The sequence below is a fragment of the Sphingomonas donggukensis genome, from assembly GCF_023674425.1.
Classification (GTDB): Bacteria; Pseudomonadota; Alphaproteobacteria; order Sphingomonadales; family Sphingomonadaceae; genus Sphingomonas; species Sphingomonas donggukensis.
The window spans coordinates 2418043-2442762 of the sequence record NZ_CP098401.1; the positions used below are offsets into that span (position 1 = coordinate 2418043).

A 24720-nucleotide genomic window follows, 5' to 3' on the forward strand; every position below is an offset into this window, starting at 1 on the left:
CGCGCGATATTCCATGCGGCACCGCAACCTTGATCCACGTTATGCGTAGCGCCCGGCAATGATCATCACCGCCACGCCGCGCTATACACGCATCATCGCCGAAGTCTGGAAGCCGCTGACCGCGCTGTTCGTGTGGGACGTCGCGGTGACGGTCGCGTATTTCGTCCTGCCGTTCAAGGCGCCGAGCCTGCCGCTGACGCTGTTCGGTTCGGCCCTCGCGCTGTTCCTCGGCTTCCGCGACACCTCCGCCTATCAACGCTGGTGGGAGGGGCGCGTACTGTGGGGCGCGATGATCAACGCATCGCGCACGCTGGCGCGCGAAGTGGTCACCTTCCTGCCCTACGCACGCGAGGGCGAGTTGTGGGATTTGAAGCGTACCATCGTCCTGCGCCAGATCGCCTATGTCCATGCGCTGCGCTGCCAGTTGCGGCGGATCGATCCCGCGCCCGACATCCTGCGCTTCCTGTCGGCGGACGAAGCGGCGCGCCCGCTGTCGCGGACCAACATCGCCAACGGCCTGCTCGACGGCACCGCCGGGCGCATCGCCAAGGCGCAGCGCCGCGGCTTCATCGACACCATCCAGCAGACGCAGCTGGAGCGGACGATGACCGACATCGCCAATGCGCAAGGCGGCATGGAGCGGCTGAAGAACACGCCGCTGCCCAATCAGTATCGGTTCTTCCCGACGCTGTTCACGCGGCTGTTCTGCATCCTGCTGCCGATCGGGCTGGTAGAGACCCTGGGCTGGGCAACCCCGGTCGGATCGACGATCGCCGGCCTGATGTTCCTCGCCGTCCTGCAGATCGGCGAGGACCTGACCGACCCGTTCGCGAATTCGGTCCACGATGTGCCGCTGTCGGCGATGTGCCGGACGATCGAGATCGACCTGTTGCAGGCGATCGGGGACGCCGCGCCCGCGCCGCTGGCACCCGAGCGCGACGTGCTGTGGTGAGGGCGTCCGGTTGACCGAATCGGCACGGCGCAAACACGTTCCCCAATCGTTCCACCGCCGCTAAGGGGGAATACGATGCTCCCCTACCCCGCCCTTCACGCCAGCCATTCGGGCGTCTGGATCGCCGATGCGGATGGGTGCCGCGCGATCGGACGGGGAGAGGCGGTGCGGATCGCCGCAGATACGCCGGTCATCCTGCTGAACGCCGCCGTCGTCGGCCAGCGGCTGGGGCATCCAGAGCTGTCGGGGCTCGACCTGCTCGAGCTGTTCGCCTTCGTCCATCCCGCGCGCTTCGCGGTGCCGACTCCCAAGGGGCTGGCCGCTGCACTGGGATTGGCCACGCCCGACAGTGACGACGCGATCGCGCCGATGCTGCGCGATGCGGCGAGCGCGTTGCTGGCGACGCTGGGCGGGGCATGGCCCGAGCGCGAGGGTGCGTGGACCGCGGCGCAAAGCCTGTTCCGGCTGCGCTGGCCGTGGGCGCCGCTGGTCACCGCGAAGCTCGACAAGCCGGCGCAGGCCGAGCGTTGGCTGTTTTCGAAGCTGCCCGAATGGGAGGATGCCGCCCCCCGCCCTGCCCCACGTACCGTCACCATCCCGCCCGATGCGGTCGCCGATCGCCTCGCCAGCCTGACCGGCGACGGGGCCGAGCGCCGCGACGGCCAGCGCGCCTTCGCCGATGCCGCCGCCCGCGCCTTTGCCCCGCGCATGGTCCGCGACACGCCGAACCTGGTGCTGGCGGAAGCCGGGACCGGCATCGGCAAGACGCTCGGCTACCTCGCCCCCGCGTCGCTCTGGGCCGAGCACGCCGACGGCGCGGTGTGGGTCTCGACCTTCACCAAGGCGTTGCAGCGCCAGTTGAACCACGAAACCGCGCGCCTCTACCCCAACCCTGCCGAACGCCGCCGCCGCGTCGTGACGCGGAAGGGGCGTGAAAACTACCTCTGCCTCCTCAACCTCGAGGACGCGTTGCAGGGCGGCTTCCAGGGCCGCGCCGCGGTACTGGCGCAGCTCGTCGCGCGCTGGGCGGCGTACAGCGCCGACGGCGACATGGTCGGCGGTGACCTGCCCGGCTGGCTGCCCACACTGTTTCGCCGCAACGGATCGACCGCGCTGACCGACCGCCGCGGCGAATGCATCTACGCCGGATGCCCGCACTACCGGAAATGCTTCATCGAACGCGCCGCGCGAGATTCGGCGCGGGCTAGCATCGTCGTCGCCAACCACGCACTCGTCATGGTCAACGCCGCACGCGGGCGAGAGATCGCGAACCGCCCGACCCGCTATGTCTTCGATGAGGGGCACCACGTCTTCGACGCCGCCGATTCGATGTTCTCCGCCGCGCTCACCGGCGCCGAGGCGATCGAGATCCGCCGCTGGATCACCGGCCCCGAAGGCACCGCGCGCGGGCGCCGCCGTGGCCTTGCCGCGCGCCTGTCCGACGTTGCCAGCTATGACGAGGAGGGTGGCCGCGCGATCACCGATGCGGTCGATGCCGCCCGCGCGCTACCGAGCGACGGCTGGCTGGCGCGCATCGCCGATGGCGACCCGTTCGGCCCGATCGAGGCGCTGCTCGCAGCCGTCCGCGGACTGACCTACGCCCGCGCCGCCAAGGACGACGACGCCGGCTATGCGCTGGAAACCGAACTGGCCGAGCCCGACGCCGCGCTGGTCGAGGCCGCCGGCCCCGCCGCCGCCGCGCTCGACGCGCTGATCCGTCCGCTCGTCACCCTGTCGCGCCGGCTGGAGGCGCTGTTGACCGACGGCCCCGACTGGATGGACGGCCCGGCGCGCGCCCGGATCGAGGGCGCGATCGCCTCGCTCGGCTGGCGCAGCGAGACGGTCGCTGCCTGGCTCGCACTGATCGCGCGCATCGGCGGCCCCGCCGACCCCGATTTCGTCGACTGGCTGGCGGTCGACCGCGCGGAGGGGCGCGAATGGGATATCGGCCTCCACCGCCACTGGCTCGACCCGTCGCGCCCGTTCGCCGACGCCGTGCTGAAACACGCCCACGGTGCCCTCGTCACCTCGGCCACGCTGAAAGCGGGCGGCGACTGGGATGTGGCGGAGGCACGCAGCGGGGCCGCCCATCTGCTCCAGCCCCCTGCGCGGTTCGAAGCACCGAGCCCGTTCGACTACGCCGCCCACGCCCGCGTGATGATCGTCACCGACGTGAAACGCGGCGACCTGGCGGCGCTCGCCAACGCTTATGCGCGGCTGATCGTCGCGGCGGGGGGCGGGACGCTGGGGCTGTTCACCGCGATTCGGCGGCTGCGCGGCGTCCACGCCCGCATCGCCGACCGGCTGGCGCGCGACGGCCTGCCGCTGCTCGCCCAACATGTCGATCCGATCGACACCGGTACGCTTGTCGACATCTTCCGCGACGATCCCCGCACCTCCCTGCTCGGCACCGATGCCTTGCGCGACGGGGTCGACGTGCCCGGCCATTCGCTGCGGCTGGTGGTGATGGAGGGCGTGCCCTGGCCCAAGCCCAGCGTGCTCCATGCCGCGCGGCGGCTGGCGGGCGGGGGCAGCGCCTATGACGACCGCATCGTGCGGGCGCGGCTGGCGCAGGCGTTCGGTCGCCTCATCCGCCGCGCCGACGATCGCGGCGCCTTCGTGCTGCTCGGTGCCGCCATGCCGTCACGCCTGCTCACCGCCTTCCCGCCCGGCACCCCGGTCGAGCGGGTGACGCTGGACGAGGCGGTGGCCCGCGTTTCCGGCCTTCCTTCGACCACGCCGATCCGGCACAACGCGACTGCATGAAGACGCTGACCCTGCTCCGCCACGCCAAATCGGGCTGGGACGACGCCGTCCTGCGCGATTTCGACCGTCCGCTGAATGCCAAGGGACAGCGCGCCGCCGTGGCGGTCGGGTGCAGCATGAAGCGCGGCGGCCAAGCCTACGACCGTGTGGTAGCATCGCCGGCGGTACGCGTGGTCGAGACGCTCGAGCATCTCGGTCGGGCCTATGGCCGCACGTTGGCGCCGGCATGGGACCGCCGCCTGTACCTCGCCGCGCCGGCGACGATCCTCGACGTGGTCCACGAACAGGACGATGCCTTGGGAAGCGTGATGGTCGTCGGCCACAACCCGGGGCTGGAGGAACTGGTGCTGCTGCTGGCGCCCGATGGGCCGGGCGCACTGCGGGACAGCGTCGCGCACAAATTCCCGACCGCGAGCGCGGCGGTGCTGACCTTCGCCGTTGATCGCTGGGCCGATGTCGTGGCGGGCGGCGGCACGCTGATGGCCTTCACCCGCCCCCGCGACCTCGACCCCGCGCTCGGTCCGGACGAGGATTAGGCCCGGCACGCCATCGGCGGCGACCCACCGGGCCGCCACGCAGGCGGCGGCCCCCGGATTCAGTCGGCGGTCAACGCCGCGGCCAGCGCATCGCGGATTTCGAGCAGCGCGGTCTTGCGACCGCCCCCGCCGCCACTACTGCTGCCCCCGCGCTTCACCGGTGCCTCTTCGCCCAGCAGCTTCTGCACGCCGCGGATCGTATAGCCCTCGGTATCGAGCAGCGCCTGGATGCGGCGGACGAGCGCGGCATCCTCGGTCCGGTAGTAACGGCGGTTGCCCGCGCGCTGCAGCGGACGCAGCTGCGGAAAACGCGTCTCCCAATATCTGAGGATATGCTGGGGGATGCCGGTTTCACGCGACAATTCCCCGATCGTCCGGAAGGCGTCCGCCGCCTTGTCCGGCGCGGCCATGTCGCCGGCGCCTATCGGCCTGCCACGATGCGGTTGCGCATCATCTGGCTGGCACGGAAGGTGAGGACGCGGCGCGGCGCGATCGGCACTTCGACCCCAGTCTTGGGATTGCGACCGACGCGCTCGCCCTTGTCGCGCAGAATGAAGCTGCCGAAGCCGGAAATCTTGACGTTCTCGCCATTCGACAGCGCCTCGCACATGTGACGCAGGATCTGCTCGACGAAATTGGACGAATCGGCACGCGACAGACCGACTTCGCGATGAAGCGACTCGGCCAGGTCGGCACGTGTCAGCGTTCCCGCGGCTTCATCCATTACGAGGCTTCCTTTCGAGCGATCCGGTCCGGACAGGAAACCTAACACATCCCCGCTGTCCAAGCAAAGCCGGGGATTATTGCGGAGCCGTACCGAGTCTCAATACCGGACGACCGCGGCGCCCCAGGTGAAGCCGCCGCCCATCGCCTCGAGCACCACGACGTCGCCGCGCTTGATGCGTCCGTCGCGCACCGCGACGTCGAGCGCGAGCGGCACCGATGCGGCGGAGGTGTTGGCGTGCTGATCGACCGTCATCACGACTTTCTCCGCCGGCAGGCCGAGCTTGCGGGCGGTCGCATCGAGGATGCGGGCGTTGGCCTGGTGCGGCACGACCCAGTCGACGTCTGCGGCGGTCAGCCCGGCGATTTCGAGCGATTCGGTCATCACGCTGGCCAGATTGACGACGGCGTGGCGGAACACCTCGCGCCCCTTCATCCTGAGCTTGCCGACCGTGCCCGTGGTCGACGGCCCACCATCGACATAGAGCAGTTCGTTGTGCCGCCCGTCGGCGTGGAGCTTGCTGGCGAGGATGCCGCGATCCGAACCCTCCTCCGCCGCCAGCACGATCGCGCCGGCGCCGTCGCCGAACAGAACGCAGGTCGTGCGATCCTCCCAGTCGAGGATGCGGCTGAAGGTCTCGGCGCCGATCACCAGCGCACGGGTGTGCGCGCCGGCGCGGATCATCGCGTCGGCGACCTGCACCGCATAAAGGAAGCCCGAGCACACCGCCGCCACGTCGAACGCGACGCAATCGTCGATGGCGAGTGCGGCCTGCACCTTGGTTGCGGTCGAGGGAAACGTCTGGTCGGGCGTCGCGGTCGCCAGCACGATCAGGTCGATGTCCTGCGCATGCACCCCGGCGGCGGCGAGCGCGGCCTTCGCCGCGTCGATCGCCAGCGTACCGGTCGTCTCGTGCGGGCCGGCGAGGTGGCGGAAGCGAATGCCGGTGCGCTCGACGATCCATTCGTCGGTGGTGTCGACTTCCTGCGCCAGCTCGGCATTCGACACGCGGCGGGTGGGCAGCGCCGATCCGGTCCCCAGAATCACCGATCGCCGAACCGTCATGCCGCCTGCTTCTCGAAATTGCCGAGGTCCTGAGCGATGCGCCGCGTCAGGTCGTCGCGAACCATCTTCGCCGCGACCGACAGTGCGTGGCTCACGCCGACCTCGCTGGCGCTGCCGTGGCTCTTCACCACCAGGCCGTTGAGCCCGAGGAAGACCGCGCCATTGTGGTTGTTGGGGTCGAGGTGCCCGCGCAGCAATTCGGTCGCGGGCTTCGAAATCAGGAAGCCGACCTTCGAGCGGATCGACGAGCGAAACGCGCGCTTCAGTAGGTCGGCGACGAAGCGCGCCGTGCCCTCCGCCGTCTTCAGCGCGATATTGCCCGAGAAGCCGTCGCACACGACGACATCGACATGGCCGCGCGAGATGCGATCGCCCTCGATATAGCCGCTGAACGTCATCGGCAGATGGGTCGCGTCACGCAGGCGGGCGGCGGCATCGCGGATGATGTCGGTGCCCTTCATATCCTCGGTACCGATGTTGAGCAGCGCGACCCGCGGGCTTTCGAGGTCGAGCGCGGTGCGCGCATAGGCGGCGCCCATCACCGCGAACTGGACGAGGTTGCGGGCGTCGCACTCGGTATTGGCGCCGAGATCGAGCATGACGAGGTCGGTTTCGCCGAGGCTGGGGAGCAGCGCGGCGAGCGCGGGCCGGTCGATGCCGGGCATGGTGCGTAGCGACAGCTTCGCCATCGCCATCAGCGCGCCGGTGTTGCCCGACGACACGGCAGCCGCGGCGCGCCCCTGCTTCACCAGGTCGATGGCGACGCCCATCGACGTCGTCTTGGCGCGGCGAATCGCCTGGCTGGGCTTCTCGTCGGAGGTGACGACGTCGGGCGCGTGGACGATCTCCGAAGCCGCGGTCAGGTTCGGATGCGTGGCCAGGCCATCGCGAATCCGCGCCTCGTCGCCGACCAGGAAGAACCGCAGGCCGTCGAACTTGCGCCGCGCCCGCGCGACGCCAGCGAGCATGACCGCAAGCCCCTCGTCGCCGCCCATCGCATCGACGGCGATCCGCGCATCAGGGGACATTGCGGGTACCTGCTTCCGTTGCTGTCGGGCGATCAGCCCTCGACCGAGACGATCTCACGGCCGTTATAGTGGCCACAGGCAGTGCACAGGTTGTGCGGGCGCTTCAGCTCGCCGCAGTTCGGGCATTCCTGGAACGCTTCGACCGACAGCGCATCGTGGCTGCGGCGCATGCCACGCCGCGACGGCGAGGTCTTTCTCTTGGGGACGGCCATTTCGGCAACCTTCTAGCAACGGTAATTTCTGGGTCTGCGAACGCGCTACAGCGCATGCTCCGACGGAGCAAGCGGAGGAACGGACCGCAGAGCGAAGGCGCGCCTATAGCGATTTCGCACATTGTTGCAACCCGCGTGCCCCGATGACAGGTTGCGCCACATAGAGGGGACCATATCATGACGATCATCCTGCCGGCCAGCCTGTGCACCGCCGCGGCCTGCGCACTCATCAACCTGTGGCTGGCGATTCGCGTCGGCCAGATGCGCCGGTTGCACAACGTCTCGGTCGGTGACGGCGGCAACATGGCGGTGATCGCGCGGATGCGGGCGCATGCGAACTTCACCGAATATGCGCCGGTCGTGCTGATCCTGCTGGCGCTGCTCGAACTCGCGCGCGGTACCAGTTGGATCGTGTGGGGCTATGGATTCGCCTTCGTCGTCGCGCGGCTGTGCCACGGGGTCGGCATGGACACGTGGAAGCCGGGGCGCGGCATCGGCGTCGTCGTGACGATGCTGGTGATGGTCGCGCTTGCTGGACATTGCGCCTGGGTGGCGCTGTCGACACCGAACATCACCGCGCCGATGGCGGTCACGCTGCCCGCGACCGCCTGATGCGCCGTCAGCCGCGTGCCAGCGCGGCGTCGCCGACGAAAGGATTGCTCGCCCGCTCGCGCCCGAAGCTGCTGACGCCGCCGTGGCCGGGGAGGAAGACGGTATCGTCGCCGAGCGGCCACAGCTTCGTGACGATCGACGTCACCAGCGCGTCGGGATCGCTCAGCGGGAAATCGGTGCGACCGACCGATCCCTGGAAGATCACGTCGCCGACGATCGCCAGTTTCGATGGCGGATGGTGGAACACGACGTGTCCCGGCGTATGGCCGGGGCAGAGATAGACGTCGAGCACCAGGTTGCCGACGGTCACCTGCTCGCCGTCGTCGAGCCAGCGGTCGGGCTCGAACGCTTCGCCGCGCAGCCCCCATTTGCGGCAGTCATCCTCCAGCCGCGCGAGCCAGTAGCGATCGGCCTCGTGCGGCCCCTCGATCGGCACACTCAGTTCCTTCGCGAGCACGCCCGCCTCGCCGCAGTGATCGGCGTGGCCGTGGGTGATGAGGATCTTCTCCACGGTCACCCCGGCTTCGGCGATCGCCGCCTTGATCCGCGGCAGGTCGCCGCCCGGATCGACCACCGCCGCGCGCATGGTTCTCGTGCACCAGAAGAGCGTGCAATTCTGCTGGAGCGGCGTGACCGGGATGATCGTCGCCTTAAGAGGTGGCTGGCTCATTTCGGGGTCTTGCCGAGCAGGTTCTTGCTCCAGAAATAGAGCGTCGCGTAATTCTGATAGTCGCGGTTTTCCTTCTTGGCGAAGCCGTGGCCCTCGTCGGCGGCGAGGATGTGCCACGCGGTGCCGCCGTTCGCGCGCACCGCCTTCACCATCTGGTCGGCCTCCGACGCGGGCACGCGCGGGTCGTTGCCGCCGGTCACCACCATCAAGGGCACGCGCAGTTTCGACACGCTGGTCATGGGTGAGATCGCGATCAGCTTCGCCTTCTGCTCGGCCACGCGCTCGTCGCCATATTCGACCCGGCGCAGGTCGCGGCGATAGCTTTGCGTATTCTCGAGGAAGGTGACGAAATTCGAGATCGCGACGATACAATTCGCGCCCTTCAGCCGGTCGCCGTAGCGGATCGCGCTCGCGTAGCACATGTACCCGCCGTAGCTGCCGCCCTGCACACCGATCCGCGCGCTGTCGATGGCGCCGTCGCGGGCGAAATGATCGAGGAAGGCACCGATGTCCTTCACCGAATCCTCGCGCTTGAACGGCCCGTTATCCAGGCTGACGAAGCGTTTGCCATAGCCGGTCGAGCCGCGGACGTTGGGGTAGAAGATCGCGATGCCGAGGTCGTTGAGATAGTAATTGGCGGCGCCGCGATAGGATGGCTGGGTCTGCCCCTCCGGCCCGCCGTGGATGTCGATCAGCAGCGGGCGCTTGCCGGGGAATTTTGCCGGGTCGGGGCGGAACAGGAAGCCCGAGACGTCCTCTCCGTCGAAGCTCTTCACGGCCACCAGCTGCGCGTCGACGTTCTTCGCCGGATCGAGCCCGCCGGTCTCGCTCGCCGTCCACTGCGTTACTTTCATGCTGCGCGGATCGAGGACGAAGGCGTCACCCGACACCTTCGGGCTACTGAACGAGAACGCCACCGCGCCCCACGGCGCAATCTCGAGCCCGCTCGCCACGCCCGTCGGCAGCGCGGCGGTCCGCACCCGGCGCGTCTTCGTGTCGAGCAGCTTCAGCCGGCTCGTCCCGCCTTCGTTCACCAGATAGGCGATGAAGCCGCCGTCGTCGGCGATCGAGAATTCCTCGACACCCCACTTCGGCTCGGGCGCGACGGGCGTGAAACTGCCACCCTTCAGGATGCCGAGCCGCTGGAAGTCCGACCCCTCGTCGCTCAACACCCATAAGGTGCCGTCGGGCGATACCTGCGCCGAGCCGTAGGACACCGGCTTCGCCAGATCATTGAGCGGCGTCATCCGCCCGGTCGCGAGGTCGAGGTCGTAGAGGTCGCTCTTCTGGATCGAAGAATAATTATAAACGACGGCATGGGTGTTGCCGGGCAGGAAATCGACGAAGCTCCAGCCCCCGCCCTTCACCTGCGCGACCAGGCGCGCGCTGCCGGGATTGCGCGGATCCATGACGTAGATGTCGTTGTCGGCGCCGGTGCGCTTCGTCGAGGTATAGCCGACCAGCCGGCCATCGGCGGAAAACGCACCGAAATTGTTGCGGCTCTTGCCGTCGGTCAGCAGCGTCAGCCGCCCGTCCTTCAGCGTGTAGAGCTGGAAGAATTCGTTGCCGCCGACGTCCTTCTGCACCAGCGCGACGTCGCCCGAGCGCGAATAGTGCAGTTCGCTGGTGCGATCGGGTTCGAAGCTGATCTGGCGGCGGTCCATCATCGGGCCGGCCACGCTGTGCAACTGGGCGACATTGGCGAAGCGCGTCGACACCACCAGCGCCTTAGTCACCGGGTTCCACGCGACCGGCGCGGCGCTGCGGCTTTCGGCATAGGGGCGCATCGCTTCGGCGAGGCTCACCGGCAGCGCGGGCACGCCATCGGCGGTGATCGCCGCGGGCTTGGCGATCTGGGCGGCGGCGGGCGCGGCAGCGGAAGCGAGGAGCGTGGCGGCGAGCAGCAGGCGCATGGTCGGATATCCCCGTATCGTTCTGGGCGCGAGGCGTAGCGGTCGGTCGAGGGCACCGCAACGGGCTTGCCGATCGCGCGCCGGGGCGTCACACATCGCGCGATGGACGACGCCGCGCCCTGCCCCGACCTGCCACCCCCCGATCTGATCGTCACCATGACCTTCGACCCGATGGCCGGCATCCTCGACCTGGAGGAGCATCTGTCGGGGATGAAGGCCGAGGCGGCGGCGCGCGTCTATCCGTTCGATCGCCACGACGTCCGCAACGAATTGCAGGCCGCGACCTTTCGGCTGAGGGACGCGCGCACGATCCGCCTGCTGCTGTCGCCGAGCGGTGCGCTGGCGATCGAGGCGTCGCCAAACCGGTAACATATGTTGCGATTGCGAAAGAACCGGCGTCGGCGCTAAAGGACGACACGCCCTTTCCACGACACGGACACACCCATGCAGCCCTCCGCCGCGCTCGGACGTATCCAGCCCTCCGCCACGCTGGCGATGACCGCGCGCGTGTTCGAGCTGAAGCGCGCCGGCATCGACGTGATCGGGCTGGGCGCGGGCGAGCCCGATTTCGACACCCCCGATTTCGTGAAGGACGCCGGCATTGCCGCGATCCGCGACGGCAAGACGAAATACACCAACGTCGATGGCACGCAGGAGCTGAAGCAGGCGATCGTCGACAAGTTCGCGCGCGACAACAACCTGACCTACGGCTGCGATCAGGTGACGGTGAACGTCGGCGGCAAGCACACGCTGTTCAACGCCTTCGTCGCAACGATCGACCCCGGCGACGAGGTGATCGTGCCGGCGCCTTATTGGGTCAGCTATCCCGATGTCGTCCAGTTCTCCGGCGGCACCCCGGTGTTCGTCGCGGCGGGCGCGGCACAGGGGTACAAGCTGCGCCCCGAACAGCTTGAGGCAGCGATTACCCCTCGTACCAAATGGGTTATCCTGAATTCGCCGTCGAACCCGACCGGTGCGGCGTACAGCGAGGACGAACTGAAGGCGCTGGGCGAGGTGCTGGAGCGGCATCCGCACGTCTGGGTCTTCGCCGACGATATGTACGAGCATATCGTGTACGACGGCTTCAAATTCCGCACGATCGCCGAGGTGTGTCCTAACCTGTACGAGCGCACGCTGACCGTGAACGGCTGTTCGAAGGCGTACAGCATGACCGGGTGGCGGATCGGGTTCGCCGGTGGCGCGCCCTGGCTCATCAAGGCGATCGCGAAACTCCAGTCGCAGTCGACGTCGAACCCGTGTTCGATCGCGCAGGCCGCGGCGGTCGCAGCGCTGACCGGCGACCAGTCGTTCCTGAAAGATCGCGCCCGTGCCTTCCAGTCGCGCCGCGATCTGGTGGTGTCGATGCTGAACCAGGCGCCGGGCATTGCCTGCCCGCGGCCCGAGGGCGCGTTCTACGTCTATCCGGATGTGTCGGGCACGATCGGCAAGACCACGCCCAGGGGCAAGCGCATCGAGACCGACGAGGATCTGATCGGCTATTTCCTCGACGATGCGCGCGTCGCCGCCGTGCACGGCGCGGCGTTCGGCCTCTCTCCCGCCATGCGGATCAGCTATGCCACGTCGGAGGATGTGCTGACCGAGGCGTGCCAGCGCATCCAGGAAGCCTGCGCGGCGCTGCGCTGACACGGTACGCCGGCTGACCCGAGTCGACCTGCGCCTGACATTCGCGTGAACGGTGCATCCACGCGCCGTTCAGTGGCGAATCTTCATAGCATCTTGAACGACGGATGCCGGATGCACATCTGGCGCCCGTCATAAGTAGCGAATCGCAACCGGTACGTGCCGGCGTGCCTCAAAGGACAAGTCCCATGACTGCCAAGACCAAGCTCAGCTTCCTCCGCCTGTTCGTCGGCGGTTTTGCCCTCGGCGCCGCGGCGCTGGTGTCGGTGCAGGTGGTCCATGCCGACGACACCGCGCTGGTGCCCGCCGCCCACGCCGCCACGTCCCGCTGAGCCGACGTCGCGCGCCGATGAAACTTTTCGGTCCGCTCGCGCGAATATAGGGTCATGATGTTCAAGCACGCCGCCCCCGTTGCCATCGTCCTGGCCGCTGTCGCCATCGCCGCCAGTGCGGTCCCCGGTCGCGCCGAAAAGGCGGTCGCCATCCCCGCGCCGGCCCGTGACGCTCCGCCCACGCCGGGGATGCAGACCGCGGTGCTCGCCGGCGGGTGCTTCTGGGGGATGGAAGCGGTGTTCGAGGGCGTGAAGGGCGTGCGATCGGTGGTCAGCGGCTATGCCGGCGGCACCCGCGACACCGCGACCTACGCCGCCGTCTCGACCGAACGCACCCGTCATGCCGAGGCGATCCGCATCACGTACGATCCGCGCGTCGTCAGCTACGGCACGCTGCTGCGTGTCTATTTCTCGGTCGCGCACGATCCGACGCAGGTGGATGGGCAATATCCCGATTCGGGCCCAAGCTACCGCTCGGCGATCTTCCCGCAGACCCCGGCGCAGCGCATGGTCGCGCAGACCTACATCGCCCAGCTGTCGAACACCCGCGCCTTCGCCAAGCCGATCGCGACGAAGATCGAGGCCGGCGGCTTCTTCCCCGCCGAGGCGGAGCATCAGGATTTCGCCCGGCGCAATCCGAACCATCCGTATATCACCCGCTGGGATAAGCCGAAGGTCGCGGCGTTCAAGGCGGCCTTCCCGGCGCTGGTCGGCTAGATCAGCGCCAGATCGTTGAGGCGCCCGATCAGCGCCGCCGGCATCTCCGCCACCCCGTCCGCACCACCGCCGAGATCGATCGGCGCATCGGCATCCTCCAGATAGCGCCAGCCCTGGTGCGCGCGCTTGCCGCGCGGCTGTACCACGATCAGCTTCGGCGCGAGGGTGATCGCCACGCGCCCGCCCTCGGCCTCGCCAAAGCCCAGGATCGGGGAGCGGGCGACCAGCTGGTGCTTGATGATCCAATAGAGCGATCCGTTCGGACCCTCGTCGCTCGCGATCTCGCTTGCCCGCTTGGGCAGGTAGCGCGTCGTCAGGATCAGGCCCGATCCCTCCGCCGCGCGCAACCGCGCACGCTCCTGCAGCGAGGCGAGGCTGTCGTGCCCGAAGGCGACCTTTGTCAGATGCAGCGGCACGCCGGTAATCTGGGGAGCGCGGCCTCGCGGCTCAACCCACCAGCCCGCTCGCGCTCGCGAGGCCGAGGAAAACGAGGAAGCCCATCGAATCGGTCATCATGGTCACGAAGATCGATGAGGCGACCGCGGGATCGAGCTTTAGCCGCTCCAGCGTCAGCGGCACGACGACGCCCGACAGGCCGGCCAGGATGATGTTGCCGAGCATCGCCGTCGCGATCACCGCGCCCAGCAGCGGGTTGGCGTAGAACAGCCCGACCGCGGTGCCGATCACCACCGCGACCGTCAGCCCGTTCATCATCGCGACCGCGATCTCGCGCCGGATGGTGCGCCAGGTATTCGAGCGGGTAAGCTGGTTGGTGGCGAGCGCGCGCACCGTCACCGCCATCGTCTGCGTGCCGGCGTTGCCGCCGACGCCCGCCACGATCGGCATCAGCGCGGCGAGCGCGACCATCTTGCTGATCGTGCCTTCGAACATGGTGATGATCGTCGCGGCGACGAGTGCGGTGCCGAGGTTGGCGATCAGCCAGCGCACGCGCGCGGTGTAGGAATCGCGGATCGGTTCGTTGATGTCGCCATCGCCCGCGCCCGACAGCAGCAGCGCGTCCTCGCCCGCTTCTTCCTGGATGATGTGGACGACGTCATCGACGGTGATCATGCCGACCAGCCGGCCGGACGCGTCGGTGACCGCCGCGGAGATCAGCGCGTATTTCTGGAACCGCAATGCGACTTCCTCCTGGTCCATGTCGACCGGGATCAGCGTCTGCTCGCGCTTCATCACGTCGGCGATCGCGATGCCGCGCGGGGTGCGCAGGATCCACGACAGCTGGCACGTGCCGACCGGCTTGTGCCGCGAATCGACGACGAAGATTTCCCAGAAATCGGTCGTCAGATCCTCGTTGTGGCGCAGGTAATCGATCGCGTCGCCGACGCTCCAGTGCTCGGGCACCGCGATCAGCTCGCGCTGCATCAGGCGGCCGGCGGATTCCTCGGGGTAGGAGAGCGCCTCCTCGATCGCGGCACGGTCGTCGGGCTCCATCGCGCGCAGCACTTCGCGCTGGTCGGCGGCGTCCATGTCCTCGATGATCGCGACGGCATCGTCGGTATCGAGTTCGGCGGCGAGGTCGGCGACTTCCTGCGGCTCGAGCGCGTCGATCAGGTCCTCGCGGACGTAATCGTTCATCTCGGCGAACACGTCGCCGTCGACCAGCCCGCTCAGCGCATGCGCCAGGCTCGCGCGGTCCTCGTGCCCGGTCAGCTCGAACAGGTCGGCGATGTCGGCGGGGTGCAGCGGCTCGACCAGATCGCGCGCGCGCTCGACGTCGCCGTCCTCAACCGCATCGAGCACCGCGCGGACGAATTCGGGCTTCAGCCGGTCGTCCTCGTCCAGCTCGCTGACTTCGGTCACGCCCGCGTCGGCGGGATGCTCGGTTTCGCTCATGTCCCGGCCTCCCGTCGGCGTTGCAGACCGGTCCCTAACCGCGTGCGCCCGGCCTGCCAACACGTGCGTTGGGCGGGTTCTGCCAACGACCGGCTGCAACTTCTCGATAAGGCGCGAAAATCATGGCTTCAGCGGTGGTTGAGCGCCGTGCGCGGCGGCTTTGCGGTTTGCAACCCGCCGCGCGCCAGCCTACGGCGCGACCTTTCCAAACGCCCTGAGGAGTTGCACGTGGCCGAAACTTTCGAAACGCTGACGATGACGCTGGACGCCGGCGACGGCAAAGGTGGCGACGTCACCATCCGCCTGCGCCCCGACCTGGCGCCCGGCCATGTCGAGCGGATCGCGACGCTGGCGAACGAGGGTTTCTACGACGGCGTGGTGTTCCACCGCGTCATCGACGGTTTCATGGCGCAGGGCGGCGACCCGACCGGCACCGGCACCAGCGGATCGAAGCTGCCCGACCTGAAGGCCGAGTTCAGCAAGGAGCCGCACGCACGCGGCGTGTGCTCGATGGCGCGCACGATGGCCCCCAATTCGGCCAACAGCCAGTTCTTCATCTGCCTGGATGACGCGACCTTCCTCGATGGCCAGTACACCGTGTGGGGCGAGGTGACGTCGGGCATGGAGCATGTCGACGCGCTGCCCAAGGGCGAGCCGCCGCGCAATCCGGGCAAGATCGTGCGAGCGAAGGCGATCTAGCGACCGCTAAATCGCTGTCTCGGCGCTCGCCGCGGCCGGCGACGCGAACGCGACGACCGACGGCGTGGCTTTGCCACGCCGCGGATTCGCGATCGGAGGATCCAGAAGCGACGCGGCAAAGCCGCGCCGTCGGCCGATCGCTCCGCATCGCCGGCCGGCGACGGTGGTCGAGCCGCGGATTAGCGTCGCTAATCCGCTGCCACCGTCTCGACAATCCAGTCGTGGAAAATCCGTACCGGCCGCGTCTGCAACGCGCGCGGGCGGCACGCAAACCAGTAGCTGTAGTCGCTTTCGGTCACGACATCGAACAGCTGCACCAGCCGGTCGTCGTTCGCCGCCTCGAAATGCGATTCGAGCATGAACGCGACGCCGAGCCCTTGCGCCGCCGCTTCCAGCATCAGCGACCCCGAATCGAAATGATCGACTGCCAGCGGCTCGAGGTCGGGGAAGCCCGCCGCGCGCCGCCACTGGGTGAAGGTATCGGGCATGTCGCGGTGGAGCAGCGCGGTCAGCCCGCGCATCTGCTCCGGGTCGGTCACCGGCGTCGCCCCCTCGCGCAGCGACTTGTGCCCGATCGCATAGACGCGGTTGCGGTCGAGACGCCGGGCGTAGAGCGTCGGGTCGATCTCGCGCGCCAGCACGATCGCCACATCCAGCCCGTCGCCGAGCCGGGTGGTGCCATGCCCCGCGGTATCGACGTCGAGGTGGAGTTCGGGATGCAGTCGTTTCAGCTCGCCCATCCGCGGCAGCAGGCGCTGGGTCGCGAACAGCGGCAGCACGCCCAGCCGCAGCCGCAGCAACTCGACCCCGCTCGTCATCGCCTCGACCGTGTCGGACATGGCGTCCAGCGCGGGGGCGATGCCGGCCAGCAGCCGTTCGCCGTCGCCGTTCAGCCTGAGCGCCTGATGCCGCCGCTCGAACAGCGGCTTGCCGATGAAGCGTTCCAGCGCCTGTACGCGCCGGCTGAGCGCGGGCGAGGACAGCGCGAGTTCCTCGGCGGCGGCCTTGATCGAGCCGAGCCGCGCGACCTGGACGAATGCCTCGATCGCGGTGAGCGGGGGGAGCCTGCGCATCGTGTCGCCATGATGCGTCGGGTGTGGGTGCGATGCAACAGAGCGATTGTCCGAAACGCCGCTGTAACCGGTTCCATCTTGCAGTTTCTGCAACCGCGAGCCTGTTCTTCGCACTTGCACAAGATCGTGCTGCGCCGCACATAGAGCAGGCCTTTCAGGCATCCTCTCCTAAAACTTTTCCGGCCGGTCCCTTGGGATCGGCCATTTTTTTGCCCCTCGCAGGCGGGGAACCGCCACCCTATCTGACGCGCTTGCCAATCGAGCGCAGCGTGAAAGGGGCATGATGGCCGACGACGAACAACCGGTTCGGAAACTGCAGGTCGCGAATTCGCGACCCGAGGACAGCGGGCGCGGGCTTGCGCATATGCCGCGGACGATGATGGCGGCGCTGGGCGTGACCCAGGGCGACGTGATCGAGATCGTCGGCAAGCGATCGACCCCCGCCACCGCGGTCCTGCCCTACGCCGAGGACGAGGGGCTGGAGATCCTGCGCATCGACGGGCTCCAGCGCGCCAACGCCGGCGTCGGATCGGGCGATTTCGTCGAGGTCCGCGCCGCCCAGTCGAAGCCGGCGACCCGCGTCGTCTTCGCCCCCGCCGCCAAGAACGTGCGGTTGCAGGGCCAGCCCGGCGCGCTGAAGCGCAGTTTCGCCGACCGTCCGGTCTGCGCGGGCGATACCGTCGCCATCGTCGGGCAGCAGCGCGTGACCGGCGCCGACCTGCCGCCGAACATCGCGCAAATGCTCAACGCGCCGGCATATGCGTTGCAGGAAATCCGCATGGTCGTCGTGTCGACCGTGCCGAAGGGGATCGTCCACCTCGACGAGAATACCGAGGTCGAGCTGCGCGCGGATTACGAGGAGCCCAAGGAATCGCGGCGCGCCGACGTCACCTATGACGACATCGGCGGGATGGCCGCGACGATCGACCAGTTGCGCGAAATGGTGGAGCTGCCGCTGCGTTACCCCGAGCTGTTCCAGCGGCTGGGCGTCGATCCGCCCAAGGGCGTGCTGCTCCACGGCCCGCCCGGTACCGGCAAGACGCGCTTGGCGCGCGCCGTCGCCAACGAATCGGACGCGGCGTTCTTCCTGATCAACGGTCCCGAGATCATGGGGTCGGCCTATGGCGAATCCGAAAAGCGCCTGCGCGACGTGTTCGAGGAAGCGTCCGCCAATGCGCCCTCGATCGTGTTCATCGACGAGATCGATTCGATCGCGCCCAAGCGCGGGCAGGTTTCAGGCGAGGCGGAGAAGCGCCTGGTCGCGCAGCTGCTCACCATCATGGACGGACTCGAGGCACGCGCCAACGTGGTCATCATCGCCGCGACCAACCGTCCCGAGGCGATCGACGAGGCGCTGCGGCGTCCGGGTCGGTTCGACCGCGAGATCGTGGTCGGCGTGCCCGACGAGCGCGGACGCCGCGAGATCCTGGGCATCCACACCCGCGGCATGCCGCTGGCGCCCAACATCGACCTGGATGAGCTGGCACGGACCACCTACGGCTTCGTCGGGGCGGACATGGCGGCGCTGACGCGCGAGGCGGCGATCGAGGCGGTGCGGCGGATCATGCCGAAGCTGAACCTCGAGGATCGGTCGATCCCGCCCGAGGTGCTCGATACGCTGTCGGTCACGCGCGACGATTTCGTCGAGGCGCTGAAGCGCGTGCAGCCGTCGGCGATGCGCGAGGTCATGGTGCAGGCGCCGAGCGTCCGCTGGAGCGACGTGGGCGGGCTCGACGACGCGCAGGAGCGGCTGAAAGAAGGCGTCGAACTGCCGCTGAAGGATCCCGATGCGTTCCGGCGTTTAGGGATTCGTCCGGCCAAGGGGTTCCTGCTCTACGGCCCGCCCGGTACCGGCAAGACGTTGCTTGCCAAGGCGGTCGCGCGCGAATCGCAGTCGAACTTCATCGCCACCAAGGCCAGCGACATGCTGTCCAAATGGTATGGCGAAAGCGAGCAGCAGATCGCTCGCCTGTTCGCCCGCGCGCGTCAGGTTGCGCCGTGCATCATCTTCATCGACGAACTCGATTCGCTGGTGCCCGCGCGCGGCGGCGGCATGGGCGAGCCGCAGGTGACCGAGCGGGTGGTGAACACCATCCTCGCCGAGATGGACGGGCTGGAGGAATTACAGTCGGTCGTCGTCATCGGCGCGACCAACCGCCCCAACCTGATCGATCCGGCGCTGTTGCGGCCCGGGCGGTTCGACGAGCTGATCTACGTCGGCGTTCCCGACCAGGCCGGGCGCCGGCGGATCCTCGGCATCCAGACGCAGAAGATGCCGCTCGGCGCCGATGTCGACCTCGATGCGGTCGCGGCCCGCACCGACCACTATACCGGTGCGGACCTTGAGGACGTGGTCCGCCGCGCCGGCCTGATTGCTCTCCGCCATTCGCTGACGGCGACCAACGTGACGATGGCCGATTTCGACAAGGCGCTTTCCGATTCCCGTGCGTCGGTGACGCCCGAGATGGAAGAGGAGTATCGCGCGATGTCGGCACGGCTGAAGCAGGAATCGATGGCGATCCAGCCGATCGGCTTCGTCGCGCCGGGCATGCTCAAGGGGCGCGGGCCGAAGGGCGCAGACTGACGATCGCGTAGATGAACAGCGCGACCAGCGCGACCGCTGCCGTCAGATACGGCAGCGGTCGCGACAGTTCGTACAGCCCGACCCCGATCGACGGGCCGAGCACGAACGACGCGCCGTTCACCGACGTGACCTTGCCCGCGACCGACCCCTGCGCCGCCTGCCCGACCGCCAGCGACGCGCCCGCGGTATAGCCCGGGCGGACGAAGCCGAAGCCCATCGCCGACAGCGCATAGCCGCCGGCGATGCCGTACAGCGTCGTCGCCATGCCGGTCGCGGCACAGCCGACCGCGGCGATCACCAGCCCGACGATCGCCAGCGTCCTGGGCTTCAGGTCGAGCAGCGGGATGAATCCCCATTGCACCAGCAGCGCGGCACCCGCGCCCATCATCAGCACAAGGCCGGTCGGTTGCAGCGCGTCCGCCGGAGCCAACTGCAACCGGTCGATCACCAGGAACCCGATCGCCTGTCCGGTCATCGCCTGCGCGTGCCCCATGATCAGCCCGATCACGACCCACACGCGGATACGGGAATCGAGGAAGCCGACCCTTTCGCTCCCCTCGGCAGTCGCAGCGGTCACGCTGGCGCCCGATGGCTGGCCGCCGATCGAGGGATAGGCCGACGCCGCGCCGTGCCCGGCATTGCCGCCGCTGACGGGGAGCATCTGCAACACCGCGACCAGCATCGCCGCGCCGATCGCGAGCGCGAAGAACGCAGGCCCCGCCAGTCCCACCTGGACCGTGCCGATATGGCCGAGCACGAGATAGGGCGCGACCGCCGGTCCCAGGATCGTACCCAGGCCGAACGCTGACGCCAGCAGCGCCAGCGCGCGCGTGCGATCGTCGCGGCTGGTCCGCCCGGCGACGATCGCCTGCACCGCCGGCGGCGCCGCCGACCCGAAACTGCCGTACAGCATCCGCCCGACGACGAAGGCGACGAACGCCGCGGTACCCGATATCCAGCCGTTGATCCCCATCATCAGGAACAGCCCGCACACCAGCAGCGATGCGCAGAATCCGGCGAGCCCCAGCAGGATCATCGAGCGATGGCCGTAGCGATCCGAACGATTGGCCCAGAAGGGCGCGGCGATCACCCACATCAGCGCAGAGACCGAGAAAGCGGCGGCGACCGCGCTGTCGGCGACCCCGAGCGAGCGCCCCAGCGCGGGCAATACCGATTGCAGCGCGGTGTTGCCCGCCGCGATCGTCAGCATCACCGCGAACATCAGCGAAAAGGTGCGGTCTAGGCGGGGAGCGGGAAGGGCCATCGCGCGCCAGCTTGGCCGCGCGGAGAGCGTGTCGCAACCTTTCAGGCCGACGTGCGCTTCATACCATCGCGCAGGTGCTTGCATGTTGCGCGCAAAATTGCGACGCAACCGCCCGCTATCGTCCTTCGATTGAACAGGGAATTTGATGAACAGTTCGGCCACCACCGCGGCTCGGTCGCGCAAGCGATCCGGTCGGCCTTCGCCGTGGGGCATGTTCTTCAAGGGGTTTCTGAAGCACCCGGTGATGGTGGGATCGGTGATCCCGTCGTCGGACAAGCTGATTGCCAAGATGCTCGACCGCGTCGATTGGGACGCGTGCAAGGTGTTCGTCGAATATGGCCCCGGCGTCGGCACTTTCTGCCAGCCGATCCTCGATCGCATGGCGCCTGACGCGCTGTTGATCGCGATCGATACCAATGAGGATTTCGTCGAATATCTGCGTGACGGCATCCGCGATTCCCGTTTCTCGGTCGTCCACGGCTCCGCCGCCGACGTCGAAGATATCGTGCGCCAGCACGGCCATGACAGCGCCGATTACGTGCTGTCGGGCCTGCCCTTCTCCACGCTGCCCCCGGGCGTCGGCGACGCCATCGGGCGCGCGACGCACCATGTGATCCGCAGCGGCGGTGCATTCCTGGTCTATCAGTTCAGCCCGAAGGTGCGCGACTTCCTGAGCCCGCATTTCGAACGCATCGATCACGGCATGGAATGGTGGAACGTGCCGCCCGCCCAGCTGTACTGGGCATGGAAGGCGTAACCGCCACGACCCCGCACATCCACGCGATCGGAACCGCGGTCCCGTCGCACGATATCCATCGGGCGTTCGTCGATTGGGCGCGCCCGCGCATCGCCGATCCGCGCGAGGCGAAGCTGTTCGACCGCATGGCGAACCGCGCCGGCATCGCGCATCGCTGGTCGGTGCTGCCCGTCGGCAGCGACGGCGGGTCGCCGGTCGATCCAGGCGGGTTCTACGCGGTCGACCCACATCCCGGCACCGGCGACCGCATGGCGCTATATGCCGCGGCAGCACCCGATCTCAGCCTCGCCGCAATCGACGACCTCGCGAAGCGTACCGACCTCTCCGGCATCACGCACATCGTCGTCGCGAGCTGCACCGGTTTCACCGCGCCCGGAATCGACCAGATCATCGCGCGGCGACTGGGCCTCGCCCCCGATGTCGAGCGGCTGCTGGTCGGATTCATGGGCTGCTACGCCGCGGTCGCCGCGCTGCGCAGCGCGTACCACATCGTCCGGTCGGACGCCGCGGCGCGCGTGCTGGTCGTCTGTGTCGAGCTCTCCACGCTGCACCTTCAAGCCGCGACCGCGATCGAGCCGCTGCTGGCGATGCTGCAGTTCGGCGACGGCGCGGCGGCGGCTCTGGTGTCGGCGGCCCCGCATGGGCTGGCGATCGAGCGGCCGTTCGCGACCACGCTCGCCGAATCCGCTGACCTGATCCGCTGGGACATCACCGACCGCGGCTTTGCGATGCATCTGTCGGGCGAAGTGCCGGGGCGGATTGCCGCCGCACTCGCCGATCCGGCGTTGGCGACGACGATCACCGGCGGCATGCCGGTCGACGCCTGGGCAGTCCACGCCGGCGGGCGTTCGATCCTCGACGCTGTCGAGGGGGCGCTACATCTCCCCGCCACTGCGCTGGCGGAATCGCGCGCGGTGCTGGCCGACTATGGTAACATGTCGTCGGCGACGCTGATGTTCGTGCTTGCGCGGCTGTTCGACCGTCCGGTCGCAAGCGGCGTCGCGTTGGCGTTCGGTCCCGGCCTAGCCGCCGAGGGCTTCGGATTCAGGTCCGCGGGATGACCCTGTCGGTACGCGCCCAGGCCGAGGAGCGGATGGATGCAGAGGATCTGCCCGCCGACGTGCTGGCCGCGGTGCTGGCCGATCTGGCGCAGGTCAACACCGTTACGATGGCGGCGCGCCCGACGCTTGGCTTCCTGAAGCGCGCGGTCGGCGACCGGCGTTCCTTTCGCCTGCTCGACGTCGGGTTCGGCGACGGCGACATGCTGCGCCGGATCGCGCGCTGGGCACAGCGACGCGGGGTCGCCGCAGATCTGGTCGGCATCGACCTGAACCCCAATGCCGCCCCTGCCGCTCGCGCGCATACGCCGCCGGCGTTCGACATCGATTATCGCACCGGCGACTACGCCGCGCTGGCCGACGAGCCGTGGGACGTCGTCGTCAGCAGCCTGGTCGCGCACCACATGAGCCATGCGCAGCTCGTCGATTTCGTGCGCTTCATGGACGCGAACGCCCGTGTCGGCTGGTTCGTCAACGACCTGCACCGCCACGGTTTCGCGCATTGGGGCTTCCCGATCCTCGCGACGGTCGCCGGCTGGCACGAGATCGTGCGCGCCGACGGCACGCTGTCGATCGCGCGATCGTACCGCCCCGCCGAATGGCCGCCGATCCTGGCCGAAGCCGGCGTCACCGGCGCGGTCGTCCAGCGCGTCTTCCCGTTCCGGCTATGCGTCGCGAAAATCCGCTGATCCTGGGCGGCGGCCCGGCGGGAGCGAGTGCCGGGATCGCGCTGGTCGGCGCCGGCATCGCCGCGACATTGCTGGAACGGTCGCGTGAGGCCGAGGATGCGCTGTGCGGCGGGTTCCTCAGCTGGCGGACACTCGAATCGCTCGCGACGCTCGGGATCGAAGCCGCGGCGCTGAACCCGAGGCCGGTGACCCGCGTCCGTCTGACGACCGCGACGAGGGCCGCCGAGGTGCGCCTCCCGGCGCCCGCGCTCGGCGTATCGCGGCGGCGGCTCGACGCATTGCTGCTGGCGCGGGCACAGGCGGCGGGCGTCGCGGTCGAGCGCGGCGTGACGGTGCGCGAAGTCGCCTCCGGCACCGTGCGGCTGGCCGACGCGACGGTCCTCACCGCAGACCGCATCCTGCTCGCCACCGGCAAGCACGACGTCCGTGGATCGCAGCGGTCGCATGACGTCACCGACCCGACACTCGGCCTGCGGCTGCGCCTGCCCGCCTCGCCGCACGTGACCCGGCTGGTCGGCGACGCGGTCGAGCTGCATCTGTTCGACCGCGGCTATGCAGGGCTGGTGCTGCAGGAGGACGGCAGCGCGAACCTCTGCCTGGCGGTGCGGCGGTCGCGGCTGCGCGAGAGCGGAGATCCCGCGACGCTGATCGCGGCGCTGGCGCAGGAATCGCCGCGGTTGGGCGAGCGGCTGGCGCACGTCGACGCGCTGCCCGCGGCCGATGCCGTCGCCAACGTCCCCTATGGCTGGCGCGCGACGACGACCGAGGCCGGCGTGTACCGCATCGGCGACCAGGCCGCGGTCATCCCCTCCCTCGCCGGCGAGGGCATGGGTATCGCCATCGCCAGCGGCATCCGCGCCGCCCGCGCACTGGCCGCGGGTACGCCGGCGCCGACATTCCAGGCCGACCTCGCCCGCGCGACCCGCCGTCCGGTCGCAGTGGCGTCGGCGATCTGGCACGCCGCCGAGCATCCGGCGACCGCCGCGCCGCTGGTCGCGCTATCCTATGCCCCGGTGGTCCGCGCCGCCGCACGCCTAACCCGCATCAACATGTAGGGCGTTGACGTCGGCGCATGCGCGCCACACATCGCGGTCATGGAACATGTCACCCTGTCCGAAACCGAATGGCGCAAGCGCCTGACCCCCGAACAATATCACGTGCTGCGCGAGGCCGGGACCGAGCGCGCGTTCGCGGGCAAGTACGACAACAACAAGGCCGACGGCATCTATCGCTGCGCCGGGTGCGGCAACGACCTGTACGACAGTGAGGACAAGTTCGATTCCGGATCGGGCTGGCCGAGCTTCACCCAGCCGATCGCGCCCGACCGCGTGACCGAACACCGCGACGTCAGCCACGGCATGACCCGGGTCGAGGTCCGCTGCGCCAAGTGCGACGGGCATCAGGGACATGTGTTCCCCGATGGCCCGCCGCCGACTGGGATGCGGCATTGCATCAACTCGGTGGCGCTGAATTTTGAGGCGCGGAAGTAGCGGTGCGGTTGGCGCGGCGCATGTCTGTTCACACTGGGTGCGGGATTTGAGCCTCACGCCGCCCATGCCCCCGGCATGGGCTGA

26 protein-coding genes are annotated in these 24720 nt (G+C 68.7%); 15 read left to right on the forward strand and 11 right to left on the reverse strand.

Going from position 1 to position 24720, the window contains the following annotated elements; all coding sequences use genetic code 11:
- Positions 1–58 precede the first annotated feature (58 nt).
- The 3 genes from M9980_RS11890 (at position 59) to M9980_RS11900 (ending at position 4254) form a co-directional block, all read left to right on the forward strand.
- The gene (locus M9980_RS11890; RefSeq protein ID WP_250751129.1) at positions 59–952 is read left to right on the forward strand and encodes a bestrophin family protein; all 894 of its coding nucleotides are present in this window, start codon (positions 59–61) and stop codon (positions 950–952) included.
- 75 nt (positions 953–1027) lie between these two features.
- On the forward strand, positions 1028–3718 hold the full coding sequence (locus tag M9980_RS11895) for an ATP-dependent DNA helicase (RefSeq protein WP_250751132.1): 2691 nt from the start codon (positions 1028–1030) through the stop codon (positions 3716–3718).
- Positions 3715–4254 carry a SixA phosphatase family protein gene (locus tag M9980_RS11900; protein ID WP_250751134.1) on the forward strand — a complete coding sequence of 180 codons (540 nt, stop codon included), beginning with the start codon at positions 3715–3717 and terminating at the stop codon, positions 4252–4254. Before M9980_RS11895 ends, M9980_RS11900 begins: the two co-directional genes overlap by 4 nt.
- Positions 4255–4313: 59 nt before the next feature.
- Here M9980_RS11900 and M9980_RS11905 read toward each other — a convergent pair whose 3' ends face one another.
- The 5 genes from M9980_RS11905 to rpmF all read right to left on the reverse strand — a co-directional run bounded on the left by M9980_RS11905 (position 4314) and on the right by rpmF (position 7283).
- On the reverse strand, positions 4314–4664 hold the full coding sequence (locus M9980_RS11905) for a MerR family transcriptional regulator (RefSeq protein WP_250751136.1): 351 nt from the start codon (positions 4662–4664) through the stop codon (positions 4314–4316).
- 11 nt (positions 4665–4675) lie between these two features.
- Positions 4676–4978, reverse strand: a complete 303-nt coding sequence (locus M9980_RS11910; RefSeq protein WP_250751138.1) for an integration host factor subunit alpha — start codon at positions 4976–4978, stop codon at positions 4676–4678.
- A 99-nt stretch (positions 4979–5077) separates the two neighbouring features.
- Positions 5078–6043, reverse strand: a complete 966-nt coding sequence (locus M9980_RS11915; protein ID WP_250751140.1) for a beta-ketoacyl-ACP synthase III — start codon at positions 6041–6043, stop codon at positions 5078–5080.
- Positions 6040–7071 carry a phosphate acyltransferase PlsX gene (plsX, locus tag M9980_RS11920; RefSeq protein ID WP_250751151.1) on the reverse strand — a complete coding sequence of 344 codons (1032 nt, stop codon included), beginning with the start codon at positions 7069–7071 and terminating at the stop codon, positions 6040–6042. The genes M9980_RS11915 and plsX overlap by 4 nt, the downstream gene beginning before the upstream one ends.
- 32 nt (positions 7072–7103) lie before the next feature.
- On the reverse strand, positions 7104–7283 hold the full coding sequence (gene rpmF / locus M9980_RS11925) for a 50S ribosomal protein L32 (protein ID WP_250751152.1): 180 nt from the start codon (positions 7281–7283) through the stop codon (positions 7104–7106).
- A 177-nt stretch (positions 7284–7460) separates the two neighbouring features.
- Here rpmF and M9980_RS11930 point away from each other — a divergent pair, with 177 nt between their 5' ends.
- Positions 7461–7895: an MAPEG family protein gene (locus M9980_RS11930; RefSeq protein WP_250751155.1), complete on the forward strand. Its 435-nt coding sequence runs from the start codon at positions 7461–7463 to the stop codon at positions 7893–7895.
- A gap of 7 nt (positions 7896–7902) precedes the next feature.
- Here M9980_RS11930 and M9980_RS11935 read toward each other — a convergent pair whose 3' ends face one another.
- A complete protein-coding gene (locus M9980_RS11935) occupies positions 7903–8565 on the reverse strand; it encodes an MBL fold metallo-hydrolase (protein ID WP_250751158.1) in 663 nt (220 codons plus the stop codon).
- Positions 8562–10478 carry a S9 family peptidase gene (locus M9980_RS11940; RefSeq protein WP_250751161.1) on the reverse strand — a complete coding sequence of 639 codons (1917 nt, stop codon included), beginning with the start codon at positions 10476–10478 and terminating at the stop codon, positions 8562–8564. Before M9980_RS11940 ends, M9980_RS11935 begins: the two co-directional genes overlap by 4 nt.
- A 102-nt stretch (positions 10479–10580) precedes the next feature.
- Here M9980_RS11940 and M9980_RS11945 point away from each other — a divergent pair, with 102 nt between their 5' ends.
- From M9980_RS11945 to msrA, 4 genes are all read left to right on the forward strand, one after another.
- Positions 10581–10847 carry an aminotransferase class IV gene (locus M9980_RS11945; RefSeq protein ID WP_340689101.1) on the forward strand — a complete coding sequence of 89 codons (267 nt, stop codon included), beginning with the start codon at positions 10581–10583 and terminating at the stop codon, positions 10845–10847.
- Positions 10848–10922: 75 nt separating this feature from the next.
- Positions 10923–12122, forward strand: coding sequence for a pyridoxal phosphate-dependent aminotransferase (locus M9980_RS11950; RefSeq protein ID WP_250751163.1), 1200 nt, complete (start codon positions 10923–10925; stop codon positions 12120–12122).
- A gap of 185 nt (positions 12123–12307) precedes the next feature.
- On the forward strand, positions 12308–12451 hold the full coding sequence (locus M9980_RS11955; RefSeq protein WP_250751165.1) for a hypothetical protein: 144 nt from the start codon (positions 12308–12310) through the stop codon (positions 12449–12451).
- A gap of 57 nt (positions 12452–12508) precedes the next feature.
- Positions 12509–13168: a peptide-methionine (S)-S-oxide reductase MsrA gene (msrA, locus tag M9980_RS11960; RefSeq protein WP_422921400.1), complete on the forward strand. Its 660-nt coding sequence runs from the start codon at positions 12509–12511 to the stop codon at positions 13166–13168.
- Here the strand turns inward: msrA and M9980_RS11965 are convergent.
- The gene (locus tag M9980_RS11965) at positions 13165–13584 is read right to left on the reverse strand and encodes a DUF1489 family protein (RefSeq protein WP_250751185.1); all 420 of its coding nucleotides are present in this window, start codon (positions 13582–13584) and stop codon (positions 13165–13167) included. The two genes, msrA and M9980_RS11965, sit on opposite strands and share 4 nt — an antisense overlap.
- Positions 13585–13615: 31 nt before the next feature.
- On the reverse strand, positions 13616–15022 hold the full coding sequence (gene mgtE / locus M9980_RS11970) for a magnesium transporter (RefSeq protein ID WP_250751193.1): 1407 nt from the start codon (positions 15020–15022) through the stop codon (positions 13616–13618).
- 255 nt (positions 15023–15277) lie between these two features.
- Here mgtE and M9980_RS11975 point away from each other — a divergent pair, with 255 nt between their 5' ends.
- Positions 15278–15721: a peptidylprolyl isomerase gene (locus M9980_RS11975; protein ID WP_250754917.1), complete on the forward strand. Its 444-nt coding sequence runs from the start codon at positions 15278–15280 to the stop codon at positions 15719–15721.
- 188 nt (positions 15722–15909) lie between these two features.
- Here the strand turns inward: M9980_RS11975 and M9980_RS11980 are convergent, their stop codons facing one another.
- Positions 15910–16794 (reverse strand): LysR substrate-binding domain-containing protein, encoded by an 885-nt coding sequence (locus M9980_RS11980; RefSeq protein WP_250751195.1) that lies wholly within the window; start codon positions 16792–16794, stop codon positions 15910–15912.
- A 283-nt stretch (positions 16795–17077) separates the two neighbouring features.
- Here M9980_RS11980 and M9980_RS11985 point away from each other — a divergent pair, with 283 nt between their 5' ends.
- Complete coding sequence (locus M9980_RS11985) at positions 17078–19378, forward strand: CDC48 family AAA ATPase (protein WP_250754919.1); 2301 nt, start codon at positions 17078–17080, stop codon at positions 19376–19378.
- On the opposite strand, the gene M9980_RS11990 is transcribed toward M9980_RS11985, so the two are convergent.
- Positions 19347–20642 carry an MFS transporter gene (locus tag M9980_RS11990; protein WP_250751197.1) on the reverse strand — a complete coding sequence of 432 codons (1296 nt, stop codon included), beginning with the start codon at positions 20640–20642 and terminating at the stop codon, positions 19347–19349. The two genes, M9980_RS11985 and M9980_RS11990, sit on opposite strands and share 32 nt — an antisense overlap.
- 145 nt (positions 20643–20787) lie before the next feature.
- Here M9980_RS11990 and M9980_RS11995 point away from each other — a divergent pair, with 145 nt between their 5' ends.
- Genes M9980_RS11995 through msrB form a run of 5 tightly spaced genes read left to right on the forward strand, consistent with a single transcriptional unit; the run spans position 20788 to position 24636 of the window.
- Positions 20788–21399 carry a class I SAM-dependent methyltransferase gene (locus M9980_RS11995; RefSeq protein WP_250751199.1) on the forward strand — a complete coding sequence of 204 codons (612 nt, stop codon included), beginning with the start codon at positions 20788–20790 and terminating at the stop codon, positions 21397–21399.
- Positions 21387–22460, forward strand: coding sequence for a type III polyketide synthase (locus M9980_RS12000; RefSeq protein ID WP_250751201.1), 1074 nt, complete (start codon positions 21387–21389; stop codon positions 22458–22460). The genes M9980_RS11995 and M9980_RS12000 overlap by 13 nt, the downstream gene beginning before the upstream one ends.
- Positions 22457–23146: a methyltransferase domain-containing protein gene (locus M9980_RS12005; protein ID WP_250751203.1), complete on the forward strand. Its 690-nt coding sequence runs from the start codon at positions 22457–22459 to the stop codon at positions 23144–23146. The genes M9980_RS12000 and M9980_RS12005 overlap by 4 nt, the downstream gene beginning before the upstream one ends.
- Positions 23125–24201 carry an NAD(P)/FAD-dependent oxidoreductase gene (locus tag M9980_RS12010; protein WP_250751205.1) on the forward strand — a complete coding sequence of 359 codons (1077 nt, stop codon included), beginning with the start codon at positions 23125–23127 and terminating at the stop codon, positions 24199–24201. The genes M9980_RS12005 and M9980_RS12010 overlap by 22 nt, the downstream gene beginning before the upstream one ends.
- Positions 24202–24240: 39 nt before the next feature.
- Positions 24241–24636 (forward strand): peptide-methionine (R)-S-oxide reductase MsrB, encoded by a 396-nt coding sequence (msrB, locus tag M9980_RS12015; RefSeq protein ID WP_250751211.1) that lies wholly within the window; start codon positions 24241–24243, stop codon positions 24634–24636.
- Positions 24637–24720 lie beyond the last annotated feature (84 nt).